This window comes from Klebsiella sp. K47 (genome assembly GCF_051858335.1).
In the GTDB taxonomy this organism is placed as follows: Bacteria; Pseudomonadota; Gammaproteobacteria; order Enterobacterales; family Enterobacteriaceae; genus Klebsiella; species Klebsiella pneumoniae.
On the sequence record NZ_JBPYUI010000001.1, the window covers coordinates 230,273 to 245,897 of the forward strand.

Annotated in this window: 12 protein-coding genes and 1 pseudogene; 9 read left to right on the plus strand and 4 right to left on the minus strand. The window is 57.5% G+C overall.

The genetic code is table 11. The features are described from left to right. Positions 1-102: 102 nt before the first annotated feature. On the minus strand, positions 103-1,761 hold the full coding sequence (locus tag RRF55_RS01085; RefSeq protein ID WP_004176693.1) for an ATP-dependent endonuclease: 1,659 nt from the start codon (positions 1,759-1,761) through the stop codon (positions 103-105). Positions 1,762-2,180: 419 nt separating this feature from the next. Here RRF55_RS01085 and aqpZ point away from each other — a divergent pair, with 419 nt between their 5' ends. The 4 genes from aqpZ to hcr all read left to right on the plus strand — a co-directional run bounded on the left by aqpZ (position 2,181) and on the right by hcr (position 6,666). Next, complete coding sequence (gene aqpZ / locus RRF55_RS01090) at positions 2,181-2,876, plus strand: aquaporin Z (RefSeq protein ID WP_002896434.1); 696 nt, start codon at positions 2,181-2,183, stop codon at positions 2,874-2,876. A gap of 115 nt (positions 2,877-2,991) precedes the next feature. Continuing rightward, positions 2,992-3,891 carry a lysine exporter LysO family protein gene (locus RRF55_RS01095; protein WP_004147773.1) on the plus strand — a complete coding sequence of 300 codons (900 nt, stop codon included), beginning with the start codon at positions 2,992-2,994 and terminating at the stop codon, positions 3,889-3,891. Between the two features lie 143 nt (positions 3,892-4,034). Next, entirely contained in the window at positions 4,035-5,687 is a 1,653-nt protein-coding gene (gene hcp / locus RRF55_RS01100) for a hydroxylamine reductase (protein WP_004176696.1), read from the plus strand. A 10-nt stretch (positions 5,688-5,697) separates the two neighbouring features. Beyond that, positions 5,698-6,666: an NADH oxidoreductase gene (hcr, locus tag RRF55_RS01105; RefSeq protein ID WP_004147771.1), complete on the plus strand. Its 969-nt coding sequence runs from the start codon at positions 5,698-5,700 to the stop codon at positions 6,664-6,666. A gap of 211 nt (positions 6,667-6,877) precedes the next feature. Here hcr and RRF55_RS01110 read toward each other — a convergent pair whose 3' ends face one another. Continuing rightward, positions 6,878-7,312 carry a DoxX family protein gene (locus tag RRF55_RS01110; protein WP_012068500.1) on the minus strand — a complete coding sequence of 145 codons (435 nt, stop codon included), beginning with the start codon at positions 7,310-7,312 and terminating at the stop codon, positions 6,878-6,880. 151 nt (positions 7,313-7,463) lie between these two features. Between RRF55_RS01110 and poxB the strand changes: the two genes are divergently transcribed. The 4 genes from poxB to RRF55_RS01130 all read left to right on the plus strand — a co-directional run bounded on the left by poxB (position 7,464) and on the right by RRF55_RS01130 (position 12,776). Next, entirely contained in the window at positions 7,464-9,182 is a 1,719-nt protein-coding gene (gene poxB, locus RRF55_RS01115) for a ubiquinone-dependent pyruvate dehydrogenase (protein WP_004176700.1), read from the plus strand. Between the two features lie 38 nt (positions 9,183-9,220). After that, entirely contained in the window at positions 9,221-10,222 is a 1,002-nt protein-coding gene (ltaE, locus tag RRF55_RS01120; RefSeq protein WP_004176702.1) for a low-specificity L-threonine aldolase, read from the plus strand. Between the two features lie 10 nt (positions 10,223-10,232). After that, on the plus strand, positions 10,233-11,675 hold the full coding sequence (locus RRF55_RS01125; protein WP_021313342.1) for an SDR family oxidoreductase: 1,443 nt from the start codon (positions 10,233-10,235) through the stop codon (positions 11,673-11,675). Positions 11,676-11,762: 87 nt separating this feature from the next. Then, positions 11,763-12,776: an NAD-dependent epimerase/dehydratase family protein gene (locus RRF55_RS01130; protein WP_064153589.1), complete on the plus strand. Its 1,014-nt coding sequence runs from the start codon at positions 11,763-11,765 to the stop codon at positions 12,774-12,776. On the opposite strand, the gene RRF55_RS01135 is transcribed toward RRF55_RS01130, so the two are convergent. Next, positions 12,773-13,603: an N-acetylmuramoyl-L-alanine amidase gene (locus tag RRF55_RS01135; protein WP_004209681.1), complete on the minus strand. Its 831-nt coding sequence runs from the start codon at positions 13,601-13,603 to the stop codon at positions 12,773-12,775. The two genes, RRF55_RS01130 and RRF55_RS01135, sit on opposite strands and share 4 nt — an antisense overlap. Before the next feature lie 31 nt (positions 13,604-13,634). Next, entirely contained in the window at positions 13,635-14,774 is a 1,140-nt protein-coding gene (locus RRF55_RS01140) for a GGDEF domain-containing protein (protein WP_048987165.1), read from the minus strand. Positions 14,775-15,130: 356 nt separating this feature from the next. On the opposite strand from RRF55_RS01140, the pseudogene yahO reads away from it, so the two are divergent. Further along, positions 15,131-15,400, plus strand: a pseudogene (gene yahO / locus RRF55_RS01145) (DUF1471 family periplasmic protein YahO). Positions 15,401-15,625: the final 225 nt, after the last annotated feature.

Below are 15,625 nucleotides of genomic sequence, written 5' to 3' on the forward strand. Positions count from 1 at the left end.
ATCGAAACCCGTTGGCAACAGGACACCCATTTTTCTCGTCAATGACGTTTTGTTTAGCTGCCGGAGAGCTTTGTGCCGCCGTAAATGACGACGGCGGTGAGATTAATCGGCACGACCGCGGGCTAACCACAGCACCCGTGAGAACATTTTCTTCAGCAGCGTCGGCACAGCGTCCACGCCACGGCGGCCGGCCTCCATCGCCACCTCAATCGCCAGGTCCGGCTTGGATGAGCGATGGATGGCTTTGGTGATCACCCGCCGCATATTCATCGGGACATTATCCGGGATCTGCGCCACCCGATGATAAACGTCATCAAATCCCTGACGATACATAAAGTGTTCCATATCCAGCGCCGGCAGACTGGTCAGATGGTCGCGCTCCAGCTCGCGATCGTTATTAAGCAGACCTCGTACCGTCGCGGCATATTTTTTCCCCGCCTCATCGCCGTCCACCAGCACGTGCCACTGGATCCCCATCCGGCGGGCAAATTTGATCAATGGCTTCAGGCCGGACTGGGCGAATTCGATCACCTTAACCCCTTCAGCATCAAAATGATGACCGCACTGCCGGGCCAGTTCGTTGATAACCCAGGTTTCCGTCTCTCCCTCCACCAGCAGCCAGCAGCGGGCGAAGAGCGATGAGGCGCGATTGAAGCGAATGTGAAAAGCAATGCGCCGGCTCTCTTCGGCATTCATTCCGCCCGGCCCCAACCGCCACGCCGATACCCGCGTCGACTCACGCACCAGCCGGCAGACCTGCTCTACCGGCGTCAGGGACAGCAGCTCTCCGGAGTTGGTGGTGGTCACACGCTGCAGCGGCAACAAATTCAGCAGGTGCCAGGCGACGGAAAGCATGATCGGATGCAGACGGGTCTCGGGATCTTCAATCAACAGCAGCGGTCGCGCGTCGCGATCGAGGCGCACCGTCCCTTTCGCCTGCAGGAGGGTGGCAAACAGCCCCAGCAGGATCACCCGATGGCTGCGCCCGCCGGGCTTGTCGATCATCCGGTTGATAATATCCAGATAACGCCAACTGCGCTGTTCATCATGGGAGCGCCGCCGCATCAGGCGATGCCGCGTCTGAGCGCTGCTTTGCTCGGCAAAGTAATGCTCAAGCAGTTGCACCATGGCCGATAGCCCCTGACGGATCTGACCGTCCGATAAATTTTGCGGATGGCTGACCAGTTCACGGGAGAGAAAATCCAGCTGACGGGCGGTGATCTCTATCTGCGGCGAGTGCGGTACCGTCCCGTTATGGATGCGGCGCATAAAGCGCGCATCGCGCAGGCGCAGCACCGGCATCAAACGCACCAGGTGTCGGGCCAGCTCATCAATCTCCTCCAGCACCAACGCTTCGCCTTCACCATCGATAAAGCTCCGCAGGGTCATCACGCTGTCATCTTCGGCGAGCTCGCCCTCCAGGCGATAGAACACCCGGTGATACCCGTCATCGCAAGGCACCCAGCAGCGCTGAAGCGGACGGAAACGCCGGACCCGATGGCGGCCTGGCTCCGTTTCGCGGAAGGTCAGGATAATATGCAAATGGTGTTCGCGCCCCTGGATGTCGCCCGGGGGAAACCAGAAATCATCGCGAACAAAGTGATAAAGATCGAACTCCGGCGACAAAAGCAGGGTCAGCGCATCAAGCAGACTGGACTTCCCCCACGCGTTCTCCCCGATCAGGACGTTATTTTGCTCCAGCATCAACGACAAACGATTGATACCGCGAAAACCGACGATTTCTACGCGCTCAAGAAGCATATCCCCTCCGCTACACCACCACTCTCCTTCAGTAATCAACAGTATAGCGAGGGCGGAGGCAAGATGACACTCTGCTTAATCGCATCCGTGGCTCATATTCAGCGGATTAAATATATTCATAAAATTACTCACTTATCGCCTATTACCGGCTGTTGATTATTCATCAAACAAAATAGTTTTATTTCAGGCGTTATGATCTACACTATTGATAATCTTCCATGGATAAAGGAAAGGCTAAACTGGCAAAAGGAATCCACTCACCTTGCCCTAAATCAAATAATATCAATATATTTAACTGGCTCCGGGATGGCGATTATCTCTAGAATAACGCCGCTTTATTTTTATCGTCATCCCTTATCACGATAAATAAAGACCGGCACGGTCCGCTCGTGCGCGTAAACAATTTAATTGAGGTGGTTATGTTCAGAAAATTAGCAGCCGAATGCTTCGGCACCTTCTGGCTTGTATTTGGCGGCTGCGGTAGCGCCGTGCTCGCCGCGGCTTTCCCCGAGCTGGGTATTGGTTTTGCCGGCGTCGCGCTGGCATTTGGCTTAACGGTATTAACCATGGCGTTTGCGGTCGGCCATATTTCCGGGGGGCATTTCAACCCGGCGGTCACCTTAGGCCTGTGGGCCGGCGGCCGTTTTCCGGCAAAAGAGGTCATTGGCTATATTATCGCTCAGGTGGTCGGCGGAATTATTGCCGCGGCGGTGCTGTACGTGGTTGCCAGCGGTAAAGCCGGCTTTGATGCCGCCGCCAGCGGCTTCGCCTCCAACGGCTATGGCGAACACTCCCCGGGCGGCTTCTCCATGCTGTCGGCTATCGTCATTGAAATTGTCCTGACCTGCGGCTTCCTGCTGGTTATTCATGGCGCGACCGATAAACATGCGCCGGCGGGCTTTGCCCCCATCGCCATCGGCCTGGCGCTGACCCTCATCCATTTGATCAGCATTCCAGTCACCAACACCTCGGTCAACCCGGCGCGCAGCACCGCGGTGGCAATTTTCCAGGGCGGCTGGGCGCTGCAGCAGCTGTGGCTGTTCTGGGTCATGCCAATCGTCGGCGGGATCCTCGGCGGCGTGCTGTATCGCACCCTGCTGGAAAAACGCGATTAACGCTTTTCAAAGCCCGGGTCTCCGGGCTTTTTCTTTCTGGCGACAGCTTTACTCGGCCCGGTGATTTGGGTAGTGTCATGGGCGCTATTCTCATCATGCAAGGGCTGCATCGTTCATGTTTTCGGGACTCTTTATTATTCTGTTGCCGCTGGTCGTCGGCTATTTACTGCCTCTTCGTCACTCCTCCGCGCTAAAGCTGATAAACCGCATGCTCAGCTGGATTGTCTATGTAATCCTTTTTTTTATGGGTATCAGCCTGGCGTTCCTCGACAATCTGGCCAGCAACCTGCTGGCAATATTGCATTACGCCGCGGTGAGCGTGGTTATCATTTTACTGTGTAATATCGCCGCCCTGCTGTGGCTGGAAAGTAAAATGCCATGGCGCAGTCAGCATCGTCAGGAGAAATTACCCTCGCGCCTGGCCATGGCCCTGGAATCGCTGCAGCTGTGCGGTGTGGTCGTGCTCGGTTTTCTGCTCGGTCTGACCAGACTGCCTTTTTTACAGCACGCGACAGAAGCCAGCGAATATACGTTGATTTTTCTCCTGTTCCTCGTCGGTATCCAATTACGCAATAATGGAATGAGTCTGAGACAAATAGTCCTTAACCGCCGGGGAATGATCGTCGCCGTGGTGGTTACGGCCAGTTCATTACTCGGCGGGATACTTAACGCCTTTATTCTCGGTCTGCCGTTAAAGACCGGTCTGGCAATGGCCAGCGGTTTCGGCTGGTATTCGCTCTCCGGTATTTTACTCACCGAATCCTTTGGCCCGGTCATCGGTAGCGCGGCGTTCTTTAACGATCTCTGTCGCGAGCTGCTGGCCATCATGTTAATTCCGGGCCTTATTCGCCGCAGCCGCTCCACGGCGCTGGGGCTGTGCGGCGCCACCTCGATGGACTTCACCTTACCGGTACTGCAGCGTTCCGGCGGCGTCGAAATCGTCCCTGCCGCCATCGTGCACGGTTTTCTGCTTAGTTTGCTGGTCCCGATCCTGATCGCCTTTTTTACCGCCTGAGCACCCGTTGGCGGCAGCCCTCCTGCCGCCAAATTTGCGCTAAATCAATCTCCCTTTAAGTTGTCTTAGAAATACCTTTTCACCCGTTGCCGCGCGGCATAATCTTAAACATGTATATCAAATATAACTTTAAAGGTGTGACCATGTTTTGTGTGCAATGTGAACAAACCATTCGTACCCCAGCCGGCAACGGCTGCTCTTACGCGCAGGGGATGTGCGGTAAAACAGCGGAAACCTCGGACCTGCAGGATCTGCTGATTGCGTCACTGCAAGGCCTGTCCGCCTGGGCGCTTAAAGCGCGCGAATATGGCATTATCGATCATCAGGTCGACAGCTTTGCCCCCCGCGCCTTCTTCTCCACCCTGACTAACGTTAACTTCGATTCCCCGCGCATCGTCGGCTACGCCCGCCAGGCAATTGCCCTGCGTGAGGCGCTGAAAGCGCAATGCCTGGCGATCGATGCCAGCGCCGCGGTCGACAGCCCGGTCGCCGACCTGCAGCTGGTCAGCGACGATCTGGGCGACCTGCAGCGTCAGGCGGCGGACTATACCCCGAATAAAGATAAAGCCGCCATCGGCGAAAATATTCTCGGTCTGCGCCTGCTGTGCCTGTACGGTCTGAAGGGTGCGGCGGCCTATATGGAGCACGCCCACGTGCTCGGCCAGTACGACAACGCTATCTATGCCCAGTACCATAAAATCATGGCATGGCTGGGCACCTGGCCTGCGGATATGAATGCGCTGCTCGAATGTTCGATGGAAATCGGCCAGATGAACTTCAAAGTGATGAGCATCCTCGACGCCGGTGAAACGACCAAATACGGCCATCCGACGCCGACTCAGGTCAACGTTAAAGCCACCGAAGGGAAGTGCATCCTGATCTCCGGCCACGATCTGAAGGATCTGTATAACCTGCTGGAGCAGACGGAAGGCACCGGCGTCAACGTCTATACTCATGGCGAAATGCTGCCGGCTCACGGCTATCCGGAGCTGCGTAAATTCAAACATCTGATTGGCAACTACGGCAGCGGCTGGCAAAACCAGCAGGTGGAGTTCGCCCGCTTCCCGGGCCCCATCGTGATGACCTCTAACTGCATCATCGACCCGACCGTCGGCGCCTACGACGATCGCATCTGGACTCGCAGCATTGTCGGCTGGCCGGGTGTGAACCATCTGGAAGGTGAAGACTTCTCCCCGGTCATTGCCCAGGCGCAGCAGATGGCGGGCTTCCCGTACAGCGAAATCCCGCATCTGATCACCGTCGGCTTTGGCCGTCAGACCCTGCTTGGCGCGGCGGATACGCTGATCGATCTGGTCAGTCGTGAAAAACTGCGCCATATCTTCCTCGTCGGCGGCTGCGACGGCGCCCGCGGGGAGCGTAACTACTTCACCGATTTCGCCACCAGCGTGCCGGATGACTGCCTGATCCTGACCCTGGCCTGTGGTAAATACCGCTTCAACAAACTGGACTTTGGCGATATCGAAGGGCTGCCGCGCCTGGTCGACGCCGGGCAGTGTAATGACGCTTACTCGGCGATTATTCTGGCGGTCACGCTGGCGGAGAAACTGGGCTGTGGCGTCAACGATCTGCCGCTGTCGCTGGTGCTCTCCTGGTTCGAACAGAAAGCGATCGTCATCCTGCTGACGCTGCTGTCGCTGGGTGTGAAAAACATCGTCACCGGTCCGACGGCGCCTGGTTTCTTCACCCCGGATCTGCTGGCGGTCCTCAATGAGAAGTTTGGTCTGCGTTCCGTGACCACCGTGGAACAAGATATGCAGCAGCTGCTGAGCGCTTAAGGAGTCCCTGATGACTATGCCAACCTCCCAGTGCCCGTGGCGGATGCAGGTTCACCACATTCACCAGGAAACCCCGGACGTGTGGACCCTTTCGCTGCTGTGCCACGATTACTATCCGTACCGCGCTGGCCAGTACGCTCTGGTTAGCGTGCGTAACTCGGCGGAAACGCTGCGCGCCTACACCCTCTCCTCGACGCCGGGGGTCAGCGAATACATTACGCTGACCGTTCGCCGTATTGACGAGGGTACGGGTTCGCAGTGGTTGACCCGCGAGGTCAAACGCGGCGATTACCTTTGGCTGTCCGATGCGATGGGCGAGTTTACCTGCGACGATAAAGCGGAAGATAAATTCCTGCTGCTGGCCGCCGGTTGCGGTGTGACACCGATCATGGCGATGCGCCGCTGGCTGGCTAAGCATCGACCGCAGGCCGACGTACAGGTGATTTATAACGTGCGTTCGCCGGAAGATGTAATCTTTGCCGAAGAGTGGCGCAACTACCCGGTCACCCTGGTAGCGGAGCACAACGCGACGCACGGTTTTGTCGCCGGCCGTCTGACCCGGGAGCTGCTGCAGAGCGTGCCGGATTTAGCCAGCCGCACCGTGATGACCTGCGGCCCGGCGCCTTATATGGAGAAGGTCGAGCAGGATGTTGCCGCCCTGGGCGTCACCCGCTTCTTTAAGGAAAAATTCTTCACCCCGGTGGCTGAGGCCGCCACCAGCGGGCTGAAATTTACTAAACTGCAGCCGGCGCGCGAGTTTTACGCGCCGGTGGGCACTACGCTGCTCGACGCGCTGGAGAGCAATAAAGTGCCGGTGACCGTCGCCTGCCGCGCCGGCGTCTGCGGCTGCTGCAAAACCAAAGTGGTTTCCGGGAAGTACAGCGTCACCAGCACCATGACGCTGACCGACGCCGAAATCGCCGACGGCTATGTGCTGGCCTGCTCCTGTCATCCGCAGAGCGATCTGGTTCTCGCCTGAGGTCAAAATCCCCGGTGGCGCTACCGCTTACCGGGGCTACATCGCTGTGCGATTTGGTAGCCCGGAGAAGGCGCAATGCGCCGCCTCCGGGAAAATCCCTGGCGACAATAAACAAACGCTCAGGCGACATGAGATAAACGCTTTCCCGGACTGAAAAAATTGCAAATCGCCAACAGTATCGACTTTACGCCCCAGGACGAATGAGGCATTTTTACCGCCAGGCCGACTGACCGGCCAGCGAATAACGCCCCGCGCCGAGTAGCGCAATCGCCAGTGCGCCAACAAAGAAATAGACCAGATTCTCAATGGCCCACGCTCCCACCGTATCAAGCGCAAACGTCTTGCCGAGACCGACCATCAGCCACGCCACCACCATGGTGAACGCCAGCACCAACGCCGCCGGGCGGGTCAGGACGCCGAGAATTAACAAGCAGGGAGCGACCACTTCCCCCACCAGCACACCGTAGGCGATAAACCCGGGCAATCCCTGCGCCGCCAGCATCCCGCTAATGCCATCCACACCATCTATCAGCTTATGGATTCCATGGAAAAGCATTAAGCCGCCGACGGCAAGTCGTAACAAGAGTTTACCGGCGTCATCATGCGACAGCCTGCGATTTACTGTGTTTAACAATCCTTTAACCATTTGATGTGCAACCTGTTTTGCATCCTGTGTACTTCCAGAGTATGCGCAGCCGGAGAGGAATAAAACCAGCAAAAAATCAGGGGTAATCGGTTACATTGCGGTCAGTTTCATCTAAGCTTGAAGGCGTTATCAAAAAAAGGAGATGGAGATCATGAAGCAGACCGTGGCGGCATACATTGCCAAAACGCTGGAACAGGCCGGCGTGAAACGTATCTGGGGCGTCACCGGAGATTCCCTCAATGGATTGAGCGATAGCCTTAACCGCATGGGCACCATCGACTGGATGCCCACCCGGCACGAAGAGGTCGCCGCTTTCGCCGCTGGCGCGGAAGCGCAGCTGACCGGCGAGCTGGCGGTCTGCGCCGGCTCCTGCGGACCGGGCAACCTGCATCTGATTAACGGTTTGTTTGACTGTCATCGCAACCATGTCCCGGTGCTGGCCATCGCCGCCCACATCCCATCCAGCGAAATCGGCAGCGGCTATTTTCAGGAAACCCATCCTCAGGAGCTGTTCCGCGAGTGCAGCCATTACTGCGAACTGGTCTCCACGCCGGAGCAGATCCCGCAGGTGCTGGCAGTGGCGATGCGTAAGGCAGTGATTAACCGCGGCGTCTCGGTGGTGGTGCTACCCGGCGATGTGGCGCTGAAGGCCGCCCCGGAAAGCGCCAGCAGCCACTGGTATCATGCGCCGCTGCCGACGGTCACCCCGGCGGAAGAAGAGCTGCGCAAGCTGGCGCAGCTTATTCGCTACTCCAGCAATATCGCGCTCATGTGCGGCAGCGGTTGCGCCGGCGCCCACCAGGAACTGGTGGAGTTCGCAGCCAAAATTAAAGCCCCCATCGTCCACGCCCTGCGCGGCAAAGAGCACGTGGAGTACGACAACCCGTACGATGTGGGCATGACCGGGCTGATTGGCTTCTCTTCTGGCTTCCACACCATGATGAACGCCGATACCCTGATCCTGCTGGGCACCCAGTTCCCCTATCGCGCCTTCTACCCAACCGACGCGAAAATTATCCAGATCGACATCAACCCCGGCAGCATCGGCGCACACAGTAAGGTCGACATGGCGCTGGTGGGCGATATTAAATCGACGCTGAAGGCGCTGCTGCCGCTGCTGGAAGAGAAAACCGATCGCCACTTCCTCGATAAGGCGCTGGAGCACTATCGCGACGCGCGAAAAGGGCTCGACGATCTGGCTAAACCCAGCGATAAAGCCATTCACCCGCAATATCTGGCGCAGCAGATCAGTCATTTTGCCGATGAAGATGCCATTTTCACCTGCGATGTCGGCACCCCGACCGTCTGGGCGGCACGCTATCTCAAAATGAATGGTAAACGCCGCCTGCTGGGCTCGTTCAACCACGGCTCAATGGCCAACGCCATGCCGCAGGCCATCGGCGCCAAGGCCACTGCGCCGGAGCGGCAGGTAGTGGCCATGTGCGGCGACGGCGGGTTCAGCATGCTGATGGGCGATTTTCTGTCGCTGGCGCAGATGAAGCTACCGGTGAAGATTGTCATCTTTAACAACAGCGTGCTGGGCTTCGTGGCGATGGAAATGAAGGCCGGGGGCTATCTCACCGACGGTACGGAGCTCCACGATACCAACTTCGCCCGCATCGCCGAGGCCTGCGGTATCAAAGGTATACGCGTTGAAAAAGCCTCCGAGGTGGATGAAGCGCTGCAGACCGCCTTCCGCACCGACGGTCCGGTGCTGGTCGACGTCGTCGTCGCCAAAGAGGAACTGGCGATCCCGCCGCAGATCAAGCTGGAGCAGGCCAAAGGCTTTAGCCTGTATATGCTGCGGGCGATCATCAGCGGGCGCGGCGATGAGGTCATCGAACTGGCGAAAACCAACTGGCTCAGGTAAAACAGAAGCAATACGTTGAACCAGACCAAGGAAAAGCCGTGATCGATTTACGCAGTGATACCGTTACCCGTCCCGGGCGCGCCATGCTGGAGGCCATGATGGCCGCCCCGGTCGGGGACGATGTGTATGGCGACGACCCTACCGTCAATGAACTGCAGCGCTATGCCGCCGACCTGGCCGGCAAAGAAGCGGCGCTATTTCTACCCACCGGCACCCAGGCCAACCTCGTTGGCCTGCTCAGCCATTGCCAGCGCGGGGAAGAGTATATCGTCGGCCAGGGGGCGCATAACTATCTGTACGAAGCCGGCGGCGCGGCGGTCCTCGGCAGTATTCAGCCGCAGCCGATCGACGCCGCGGCGGATGGTTCGCTGCCGCTGGATAAAGTGGCGGCGAAAATCAAACCCGACGATATCCATTTTGCCCCCACCCGCCTGCTGAGCCTGGAAAACACCCATAACGGTAAGGTGCTGCCGCGCGACTATCTGCAGGAAGCCTGGGCGTTTACCCGCCAGCGCAATCTGGCGCTGCACGTCGACGGCGCACGCATCTTTAACGCCGTGGTGGCCTACGGCTGCGAGTTACGCGATATCGCCCAATACTGCGACTCCTTCACCATCTGCCTGTCAAAGGGGCTTGGCGCTCCGGTAGGCTCGCTGCTGCTCGGCAGCGAGGCGTACATTCGCCGCGCCGTCCGCTGGCGGAAAATGGTCGGCGGCGGGATGCGCCAGGCGGGCATCCTGGCCGCCGCCGGGCTGTACGCGCTGAAAAATAACGTGCAGCGCCTGCAGGAGGATCATGACAACGCCGCGTGGATGGCGGAGCAGCTGCGCGCTATCGGCGCCGACGTCACCCGTCACGATACCAATATGCTGTTCGTTCGCGTCGGCGAAGAGCAGGCCCCGGCGCTCGGCAAGTTTATGCAGGCGCAGGGGGTATTGATTAACGCCTCGCCTGTTGTCCGTCTGGTCACTCACCTGGATGTCAACCGTCAGCAGCTGAGCGAGGTGGTCGCCCACTGGCAGGCTTTTTTACAACGCTAAGGAGTCAGGCGTGTCGCAATCAGTTCTGGTGCTCGGCGCCAGCGGCTATATTGGCCAGCATTTGGTGCGCACATTAAGCGCGCGGGGCTATCCGGTGCTGGCGGCGGCACGCCATATCGACCGATTGCAAAAACTCGCTTTGCCCGGCGTTACCTGCCGGTCAGTCGATCTCAATCAGCCGCAGGACCTGCCTGCGCTACTCACCGGTATCGATACCCTTTATTATCTGGTCCACGGCATGGGCGAAGGCGGTGATTTTATCGCCCATGAGCGGCGGGTGGCGACGTATGTGCGCGATGCCCTGCGTCAGTCATCAGTGCGCCAGGTGATATTTCTCAGTTCGCTGCAGGCCCCGGCGCAGGAGCAGTCCGACCATCTGCGCGCTCGTCAGATTACCGGCGATCTCCTGCGTGAGTCGGGCGTGCCGGTGACCGAGCTGCGGGCCGGGATTATCGTCGGCGCCGGCTCCGCCGCCTTCGAGGTGATGCGCGACATGGTTTATAACCTGCCGGTGCTAACCCCTCCGCGCTGGGTACGTTCGCGTACTACCCCTGTCGCGCTGGAAAACCTGCTCGTTGACCTGGTTGAGCTGCTGAATCATCCCTCCGATGCGCACCGCGTCTTCGAAGCCGCCGGTCCGGAGGTGTTAAGTTATCAGCAGCAGTTCATTCGCTTTATGGCCGTCAGCGGTAAACATCGCCCGCTCATTCCCATTCCCCTGCCGACGCGCTGGATCTCGGTGTGGTTCCTCAATGTCATCACCTCGGTGCCGCCGACCATCGCCAAGGCGCTGATTCAGGGGCTGAAGCACGATCTAATCGCTGACGATCGGGCGCTGCGGGCGCTGATCCCGCAAACGCTGATCCCCTTCGATCAGGCGGTTCGCCGCACGCTGAAAGAAGAAGAGCAGTTAGTAAACTCCAGCGACTGGGGCTACGACGCTCAGGCTTTCGCCCGCTGGCGACCAGAGTACGGCTACTATCCGAAGCAGGCAGGTTGCACCGTCGCCACTCAGGCAAGCCGCCAGGCCCTGTGGCAGGTCGTTAACCAAATCGGCGGTGAAGAGGGGTATTTTTTCGGCAATCTGCTGTGGAAAACCCGCGGCGCGATGGATCTGCTGGTCGGCCACCGGCTGGCCAAAGGGCGGCCGCAGCGCGCTTATCTGCAAACCGGCGATACGGTCGACAGCTGGAAGGTAATTATCGTGGAGGAAGAAAAACAGCTCACCCTGCTATTCGGTATGAAAGCGCCCGGGCTGGGCCGATTAAGCTTTACCATTAACGATAAAGGCGATCGTCGTGAACTGGACGTGCGCGCCTGGTGGCACCCGCACGGTATGCCAGGCCTGATCTACTGGCTTCTGATGATCCCGGCGCACCTGTTTATTTTCCGCGGTATGGCGCAACGCATCGCCCGGCTGGCCGAACAAATCTCAGGCAGAGTCGAAGGATAAGCGTTATTCTTTCATGATTCTCATTGCATAGTCGGGAGAATCACGGAAAAATGCGCACGAAATTCTTTTCTGGGACAGTAGAGTGATATGAAGGTACTGGTTACCGGTGCGACCAGCGGATTAGGCCGCAACGCAGTGGAATATCTGCGCAACAAGGGCATCAGCGTGCGAGCGACCGGGCGCAACGAAGCGATGGGCAAGCTTCTGAGCAAAATGGGGGCGGAATTCATCCCGGCAGATTTAACCGAGCTGGTCTCTTCGCAGGCTAAAGTGATGCTCGCCGGTATCGATACCCTATGGCACTGCTCCAGCTTTACCTCGCCATGGGGCACTCAGCAGGCTTTCGATCTCGCTAACGTCCGCGCCACCCGTCGTCTGGGCGAATGGTCAGTGGCATGGGGAGTGCGCAATTTCGTCCATATCTCTTCGACATCGCTCTATTTTGATTATCACCATCATCGTGATATCCAGGAAGATTTCCGTCCACACCGCTTCGCCAACGAGTTTGCCCGCAGCAAGGCGGCCAGCGAGGAGGTGATCAACCTGCTGGCGCAGGCTAACCCGCATACCCGTTTTACCATTCTGCGGCCGCAGAGCCTGTTTGGGCCGCACGACAAAGTCTTTATCCCCCGGCTGGCGCAAATGATGCAGCATTATGGCAGCGTCCTGCTCCCGCGCGGCGGCAGCGCGCTGGTCGACATGACCTATTATGAAAACGCCGTACATGCGATGTGGCTGGCGAGCCAGCCGGCCTGCGATCATCTTCCCTCCGCCCGCGCGTGGAATATCAGCAACGGCGAACCGCGCACCTTGCGGAGCATCGTGCAGAAATTGATCGACGAGCTCGGCATCAAATGCCGGATCCGCTCAGTTCCCTATCCGATGCTGGATATTATCGCCCGCAGCATGGAGCGCTTTGGCGATAAAACCGCCAAAGAACCCGCGTTTACCCACTACGGCGTCTCCAAGCTTAACTTTGATTTTACGCTCGATATCACCCGCGCGCAGGACGAGCTGGGCTATCAGCCGGTGGTGACGCTTGACGACGGCATCGTGCGCACCGCCGCCTGGCTTCGCGACCACGGTAAACTACACCGCTAACCCTGGCCATATTTTTCTAACAGCGCCTCGGCTATCGCTTCGGTTTGCGCATCCGCTACCCCATCCCAGCGCTGCGGACGAAAGTGCATCTGGAAGGCGATAATCACCCGCTTCTTCTGCGCGGGGGTCATCTCCGGCGTCACCTGATAGCCATAGCGCGAGAGCAAATCCAGTACGATTTCGGGGTCCACTGGCTCGCTGGCCGGCCGCCCGTTGAGATAAAAGGCCACCCGCTGCTCGTCAGGCCAGGCGCCGATCCCCTGCTGCGCCAGCTGTTGCCAGGGGAATAACGGCCCCGGATCGTCTTTGCGCTGCGGGGCGATATCCGCATGGGCGACCACATTCTGCGGCGCGATGTGGTAGCGGGCGATGATATCGCGCGCCAGCGGGATCAGAGCCGCAATCTGTTCCGGATGAAAGGGGGTAAAACTTTTGACGCCCGCCGTCTTCTGCCAGCCGCGGTTCTCCAGCTCAATGCCAATGGAGGTATCGTTAATGCGCGTACTGCCGCGCCAGTAGCTTACCCCGGCGTGCCAGGCTAAATCCTCTTCCGGCACCAGCTGCCAGATCCGCGGTTTATGCTGATAACGCGGGGGCTGTTCAGGAATTAAATAGTGGGAGCTGACCTCTTTATCGGTCAACGTGGCCAGCGAGACATCAAAATTGTCAGCCGTATAGTGGATCACTAACACCTTTATTCGCGGATAGGCAGCCTGCGCCGGATGACGGGTGTCCAGCTGGTATCCGTCGCGATCGATAATGCCCTTTTCCCCAGCGCAGCCGGTTAGCAGCAGCGCCAGCAGCACGATCCGCATCATCCGTTTCATCCCTTCTCCCTTGCCCGGCAGCGTCTCCGGGTTAATAAGACCATTGATTACGTCCTTTATTTTTCGCCTGATACAGCGCACTGTCCGCCCGGGCGATCAGCGTCTCTATCGGGACCGTGCCATCGGAGGCGACGATCCCGATACTCACGGTGACCTCCGACGCCACCGCCGAAGCGGCGTGCGGTAGGCCTGCCTCGCGGATCTTCTGCTGAATGCGCTCGGCAATAGCGGTGGCATGCGCTAAGGACACCCCGGGCAACACGACGACAAACTCTTCGCCGCCGTAGCGAGCCACCAGATCGCCCTCCGCCCGGACCGCCATTTTAAGCACCTGCGCGACAGAAGATAAGCACTCATCACCAGCCTGATGGCCATAGCGATCGTTATAGCGCTTAAAATAATCGACATCGATCATCATCAGCGCCAGCGGCGTTTTTTGCTGCCAGATCGCCGCCAGGTAAGCATTGAGCGCCCGACGGTTAGCGGTTCCGGTTAAGGCATCCTGGTTGGCGATACTTTCCAGCCGCTGAATAAGCTGCATATTCTCCTGGTGGGTATCCCAGGCTTCGTCATACCAGCGCTGCAAAATACGTCGGCCATACAGCAAAATCGCGGTAAAAATGGCCCAGAGGATCAAAAAGCGGATCTCGGTGTGATAGTGGAGCTGTATTCCCGCCAGCAAGGCGGTCACCCATAGCGGCAGCATAAAAGCGGTTATGCCGGGCCAATGGTGATACAGCGCGGTGAGGCCGGTAGTCATTAATATCACCAGCAGCGGCCAGGCAAAGGGCAAGGTCCAGAAAAAAATAAAACAATAATTACTCAGGGACCAGCACAGACTGAGCGCCAGCAGCAGCCCGGTGATGATATTCAACGTATATCGTCCCTGCGCCAGTCGCGGCGTGAGGGCAATAATCACTAAAATGGCCGAAATGATAATAACCGCAATCAACGCCGCTTCGATATAAGGAATAACCGCCCGGTGCGTCAGTAGCCTCTTATCAAAATAGGTAAAGATAAAATTGCGGAAGAAAATCATTAACGCAAAAGCGATATTGACAAAGGCCAGCCAGGGAATACTCATGGACAGCGCATGGCGCTGGACATTATCTCTGGTGGCCCACAACGCGGCTCGCTGCTGCCGGGCGCGCTCTCGCTTATTTGTTAACATCTTAACTCCCTGGTGACCTGCATGACCATGGGCGCAGCCCCTGCCTTTCTATATGATAAACCATGTTACCGGGAATGTCTGTCAGCGCCCTATCCCCTCAGCTCCGGCCTCTCAGGGTGATTTTCAGCTAACGACCGAAGAAAATAGCCTGGTCCGCTCCCGATGGGTAACCGGCTCAAAAAACAAGCATCAGCACTGCGAAATACGTCATCTTTTCGCTAAAAAGCGTTAACTAACCGTCATTAAATTGCAGCATTTTGCTTTCAAAAAGCAGTGTGAGTTCAATTTGAAATCATTCATTGGTGAATGCAAACAAGAGCATGATGATAGCGAGATAAACAATAGGGGCTAAGAATATTAAATATGCAGCTTTAGTGGCAGGTACAGCATTGTTTTAAGCGGCCAATGCCGTCTCCGCAGAGATTTTAACAAAACAGCTTTTGATAAAGTCCATACGCAATATACCAAAATCGGCGCCATTTCCTCTACTGGTCAAACCGGATCCAACGATGCCCGTGAAGAGCTGATTAAAAAAGCAAATGAAAAAGGGGGGCGTCATTGTCCCCTCGCCCGGTAATACGGATAAAAAAATGCACGTCGCCACTCGCATCTATAAGAAGAAATAATTACCCTTATCTTTCAAGAGCCATTTCCCTATTTTACGGGGTAATATTTCTTGTTCACGGGAAAATTAAGTTTATTTTTATACTGCCCTGCCTTTTAGCGCCTGACGGAATTCTGTCATCCCCGTGCCGATTTCCCGCCCTAAGGCTGTAGCCACATCAAGGTCTTAGCTCTTTGCGTCAAGTACAATCCGCACGCTATACGCTATGCTTTAACGGAAACTGAAA

Bases quoted from the DNA above. Each gene is read 5' to 3' on its own strand.
- RRF55_RS01085 (WP_004176693.1), bottom strand. From the start codon at position 1,761: ATGCTTCTTGAGCGCGTAGAAATCGTCGGTTTTCGCGGTATCAATCGT.
- hcr (WP_004147771.1), top strand. From the start codon at position 5,698: ATGACTATGCCAACCTCCCAGTGCCCGTGGCGGATGCAGGTTCACCAC.
- RRF55_RS01140 (WP_048987165.1), bottom strand. From the start codon at position 14,774: ATGTTAACAAATAAGCGAGAGCGCGCCCGGCAGCAGCGAGCCGCGTTG.
- hcp (WP_004176696.1), top strand. From the start codon at position 4,035: ATGTTTTGTGTGCAATGTGAACAAACCATTCGTACCCCAGCCGGCAAC.
- aqpZ (WP_002896434.1), top strand. From the start codon at position 2,181: ATGTTCAGAAAATTAGCAGCCGAATGCTTCGGCACCTTCTGGCTTGTA.
- poxB (WP_004176700.1), top strand. From the start codon at position 7,464: ATGAAGCAGACCGTGGCGGCATACATTGCCAAAACGCTGGAACAGGCC.
- RRF55_RS01110 (WP_012068500.1), bottom strand. From the start codon at position 7,312: ATGGTTAAAGGATTGTTAAACACAGTAAATCGCAGGCTGTCGCATGAT.
- RRF55_RS01130 (WP_064153589.1), top strand. From the start codon at position 11,763: ATGAAGGTACTGGTTACCGGTGCGACCAGCGGATTAGGCCGCAACGCA.
- RRF55_RS01135 (WP_004209681.1), bottom strand. From the start codon at position 13,603: ATGAAACGGATGATGCGGATCGTGCTGCTGGCGCTGCTGCTAACCGGC.
- RRF55_RS01095 (WP_004147773.1), top strand. From the start codon at position 2,992: ATGTTTTCGGGACTCTTTATTATTCTGTTGCCGCTGGTCGTCGGCTAT.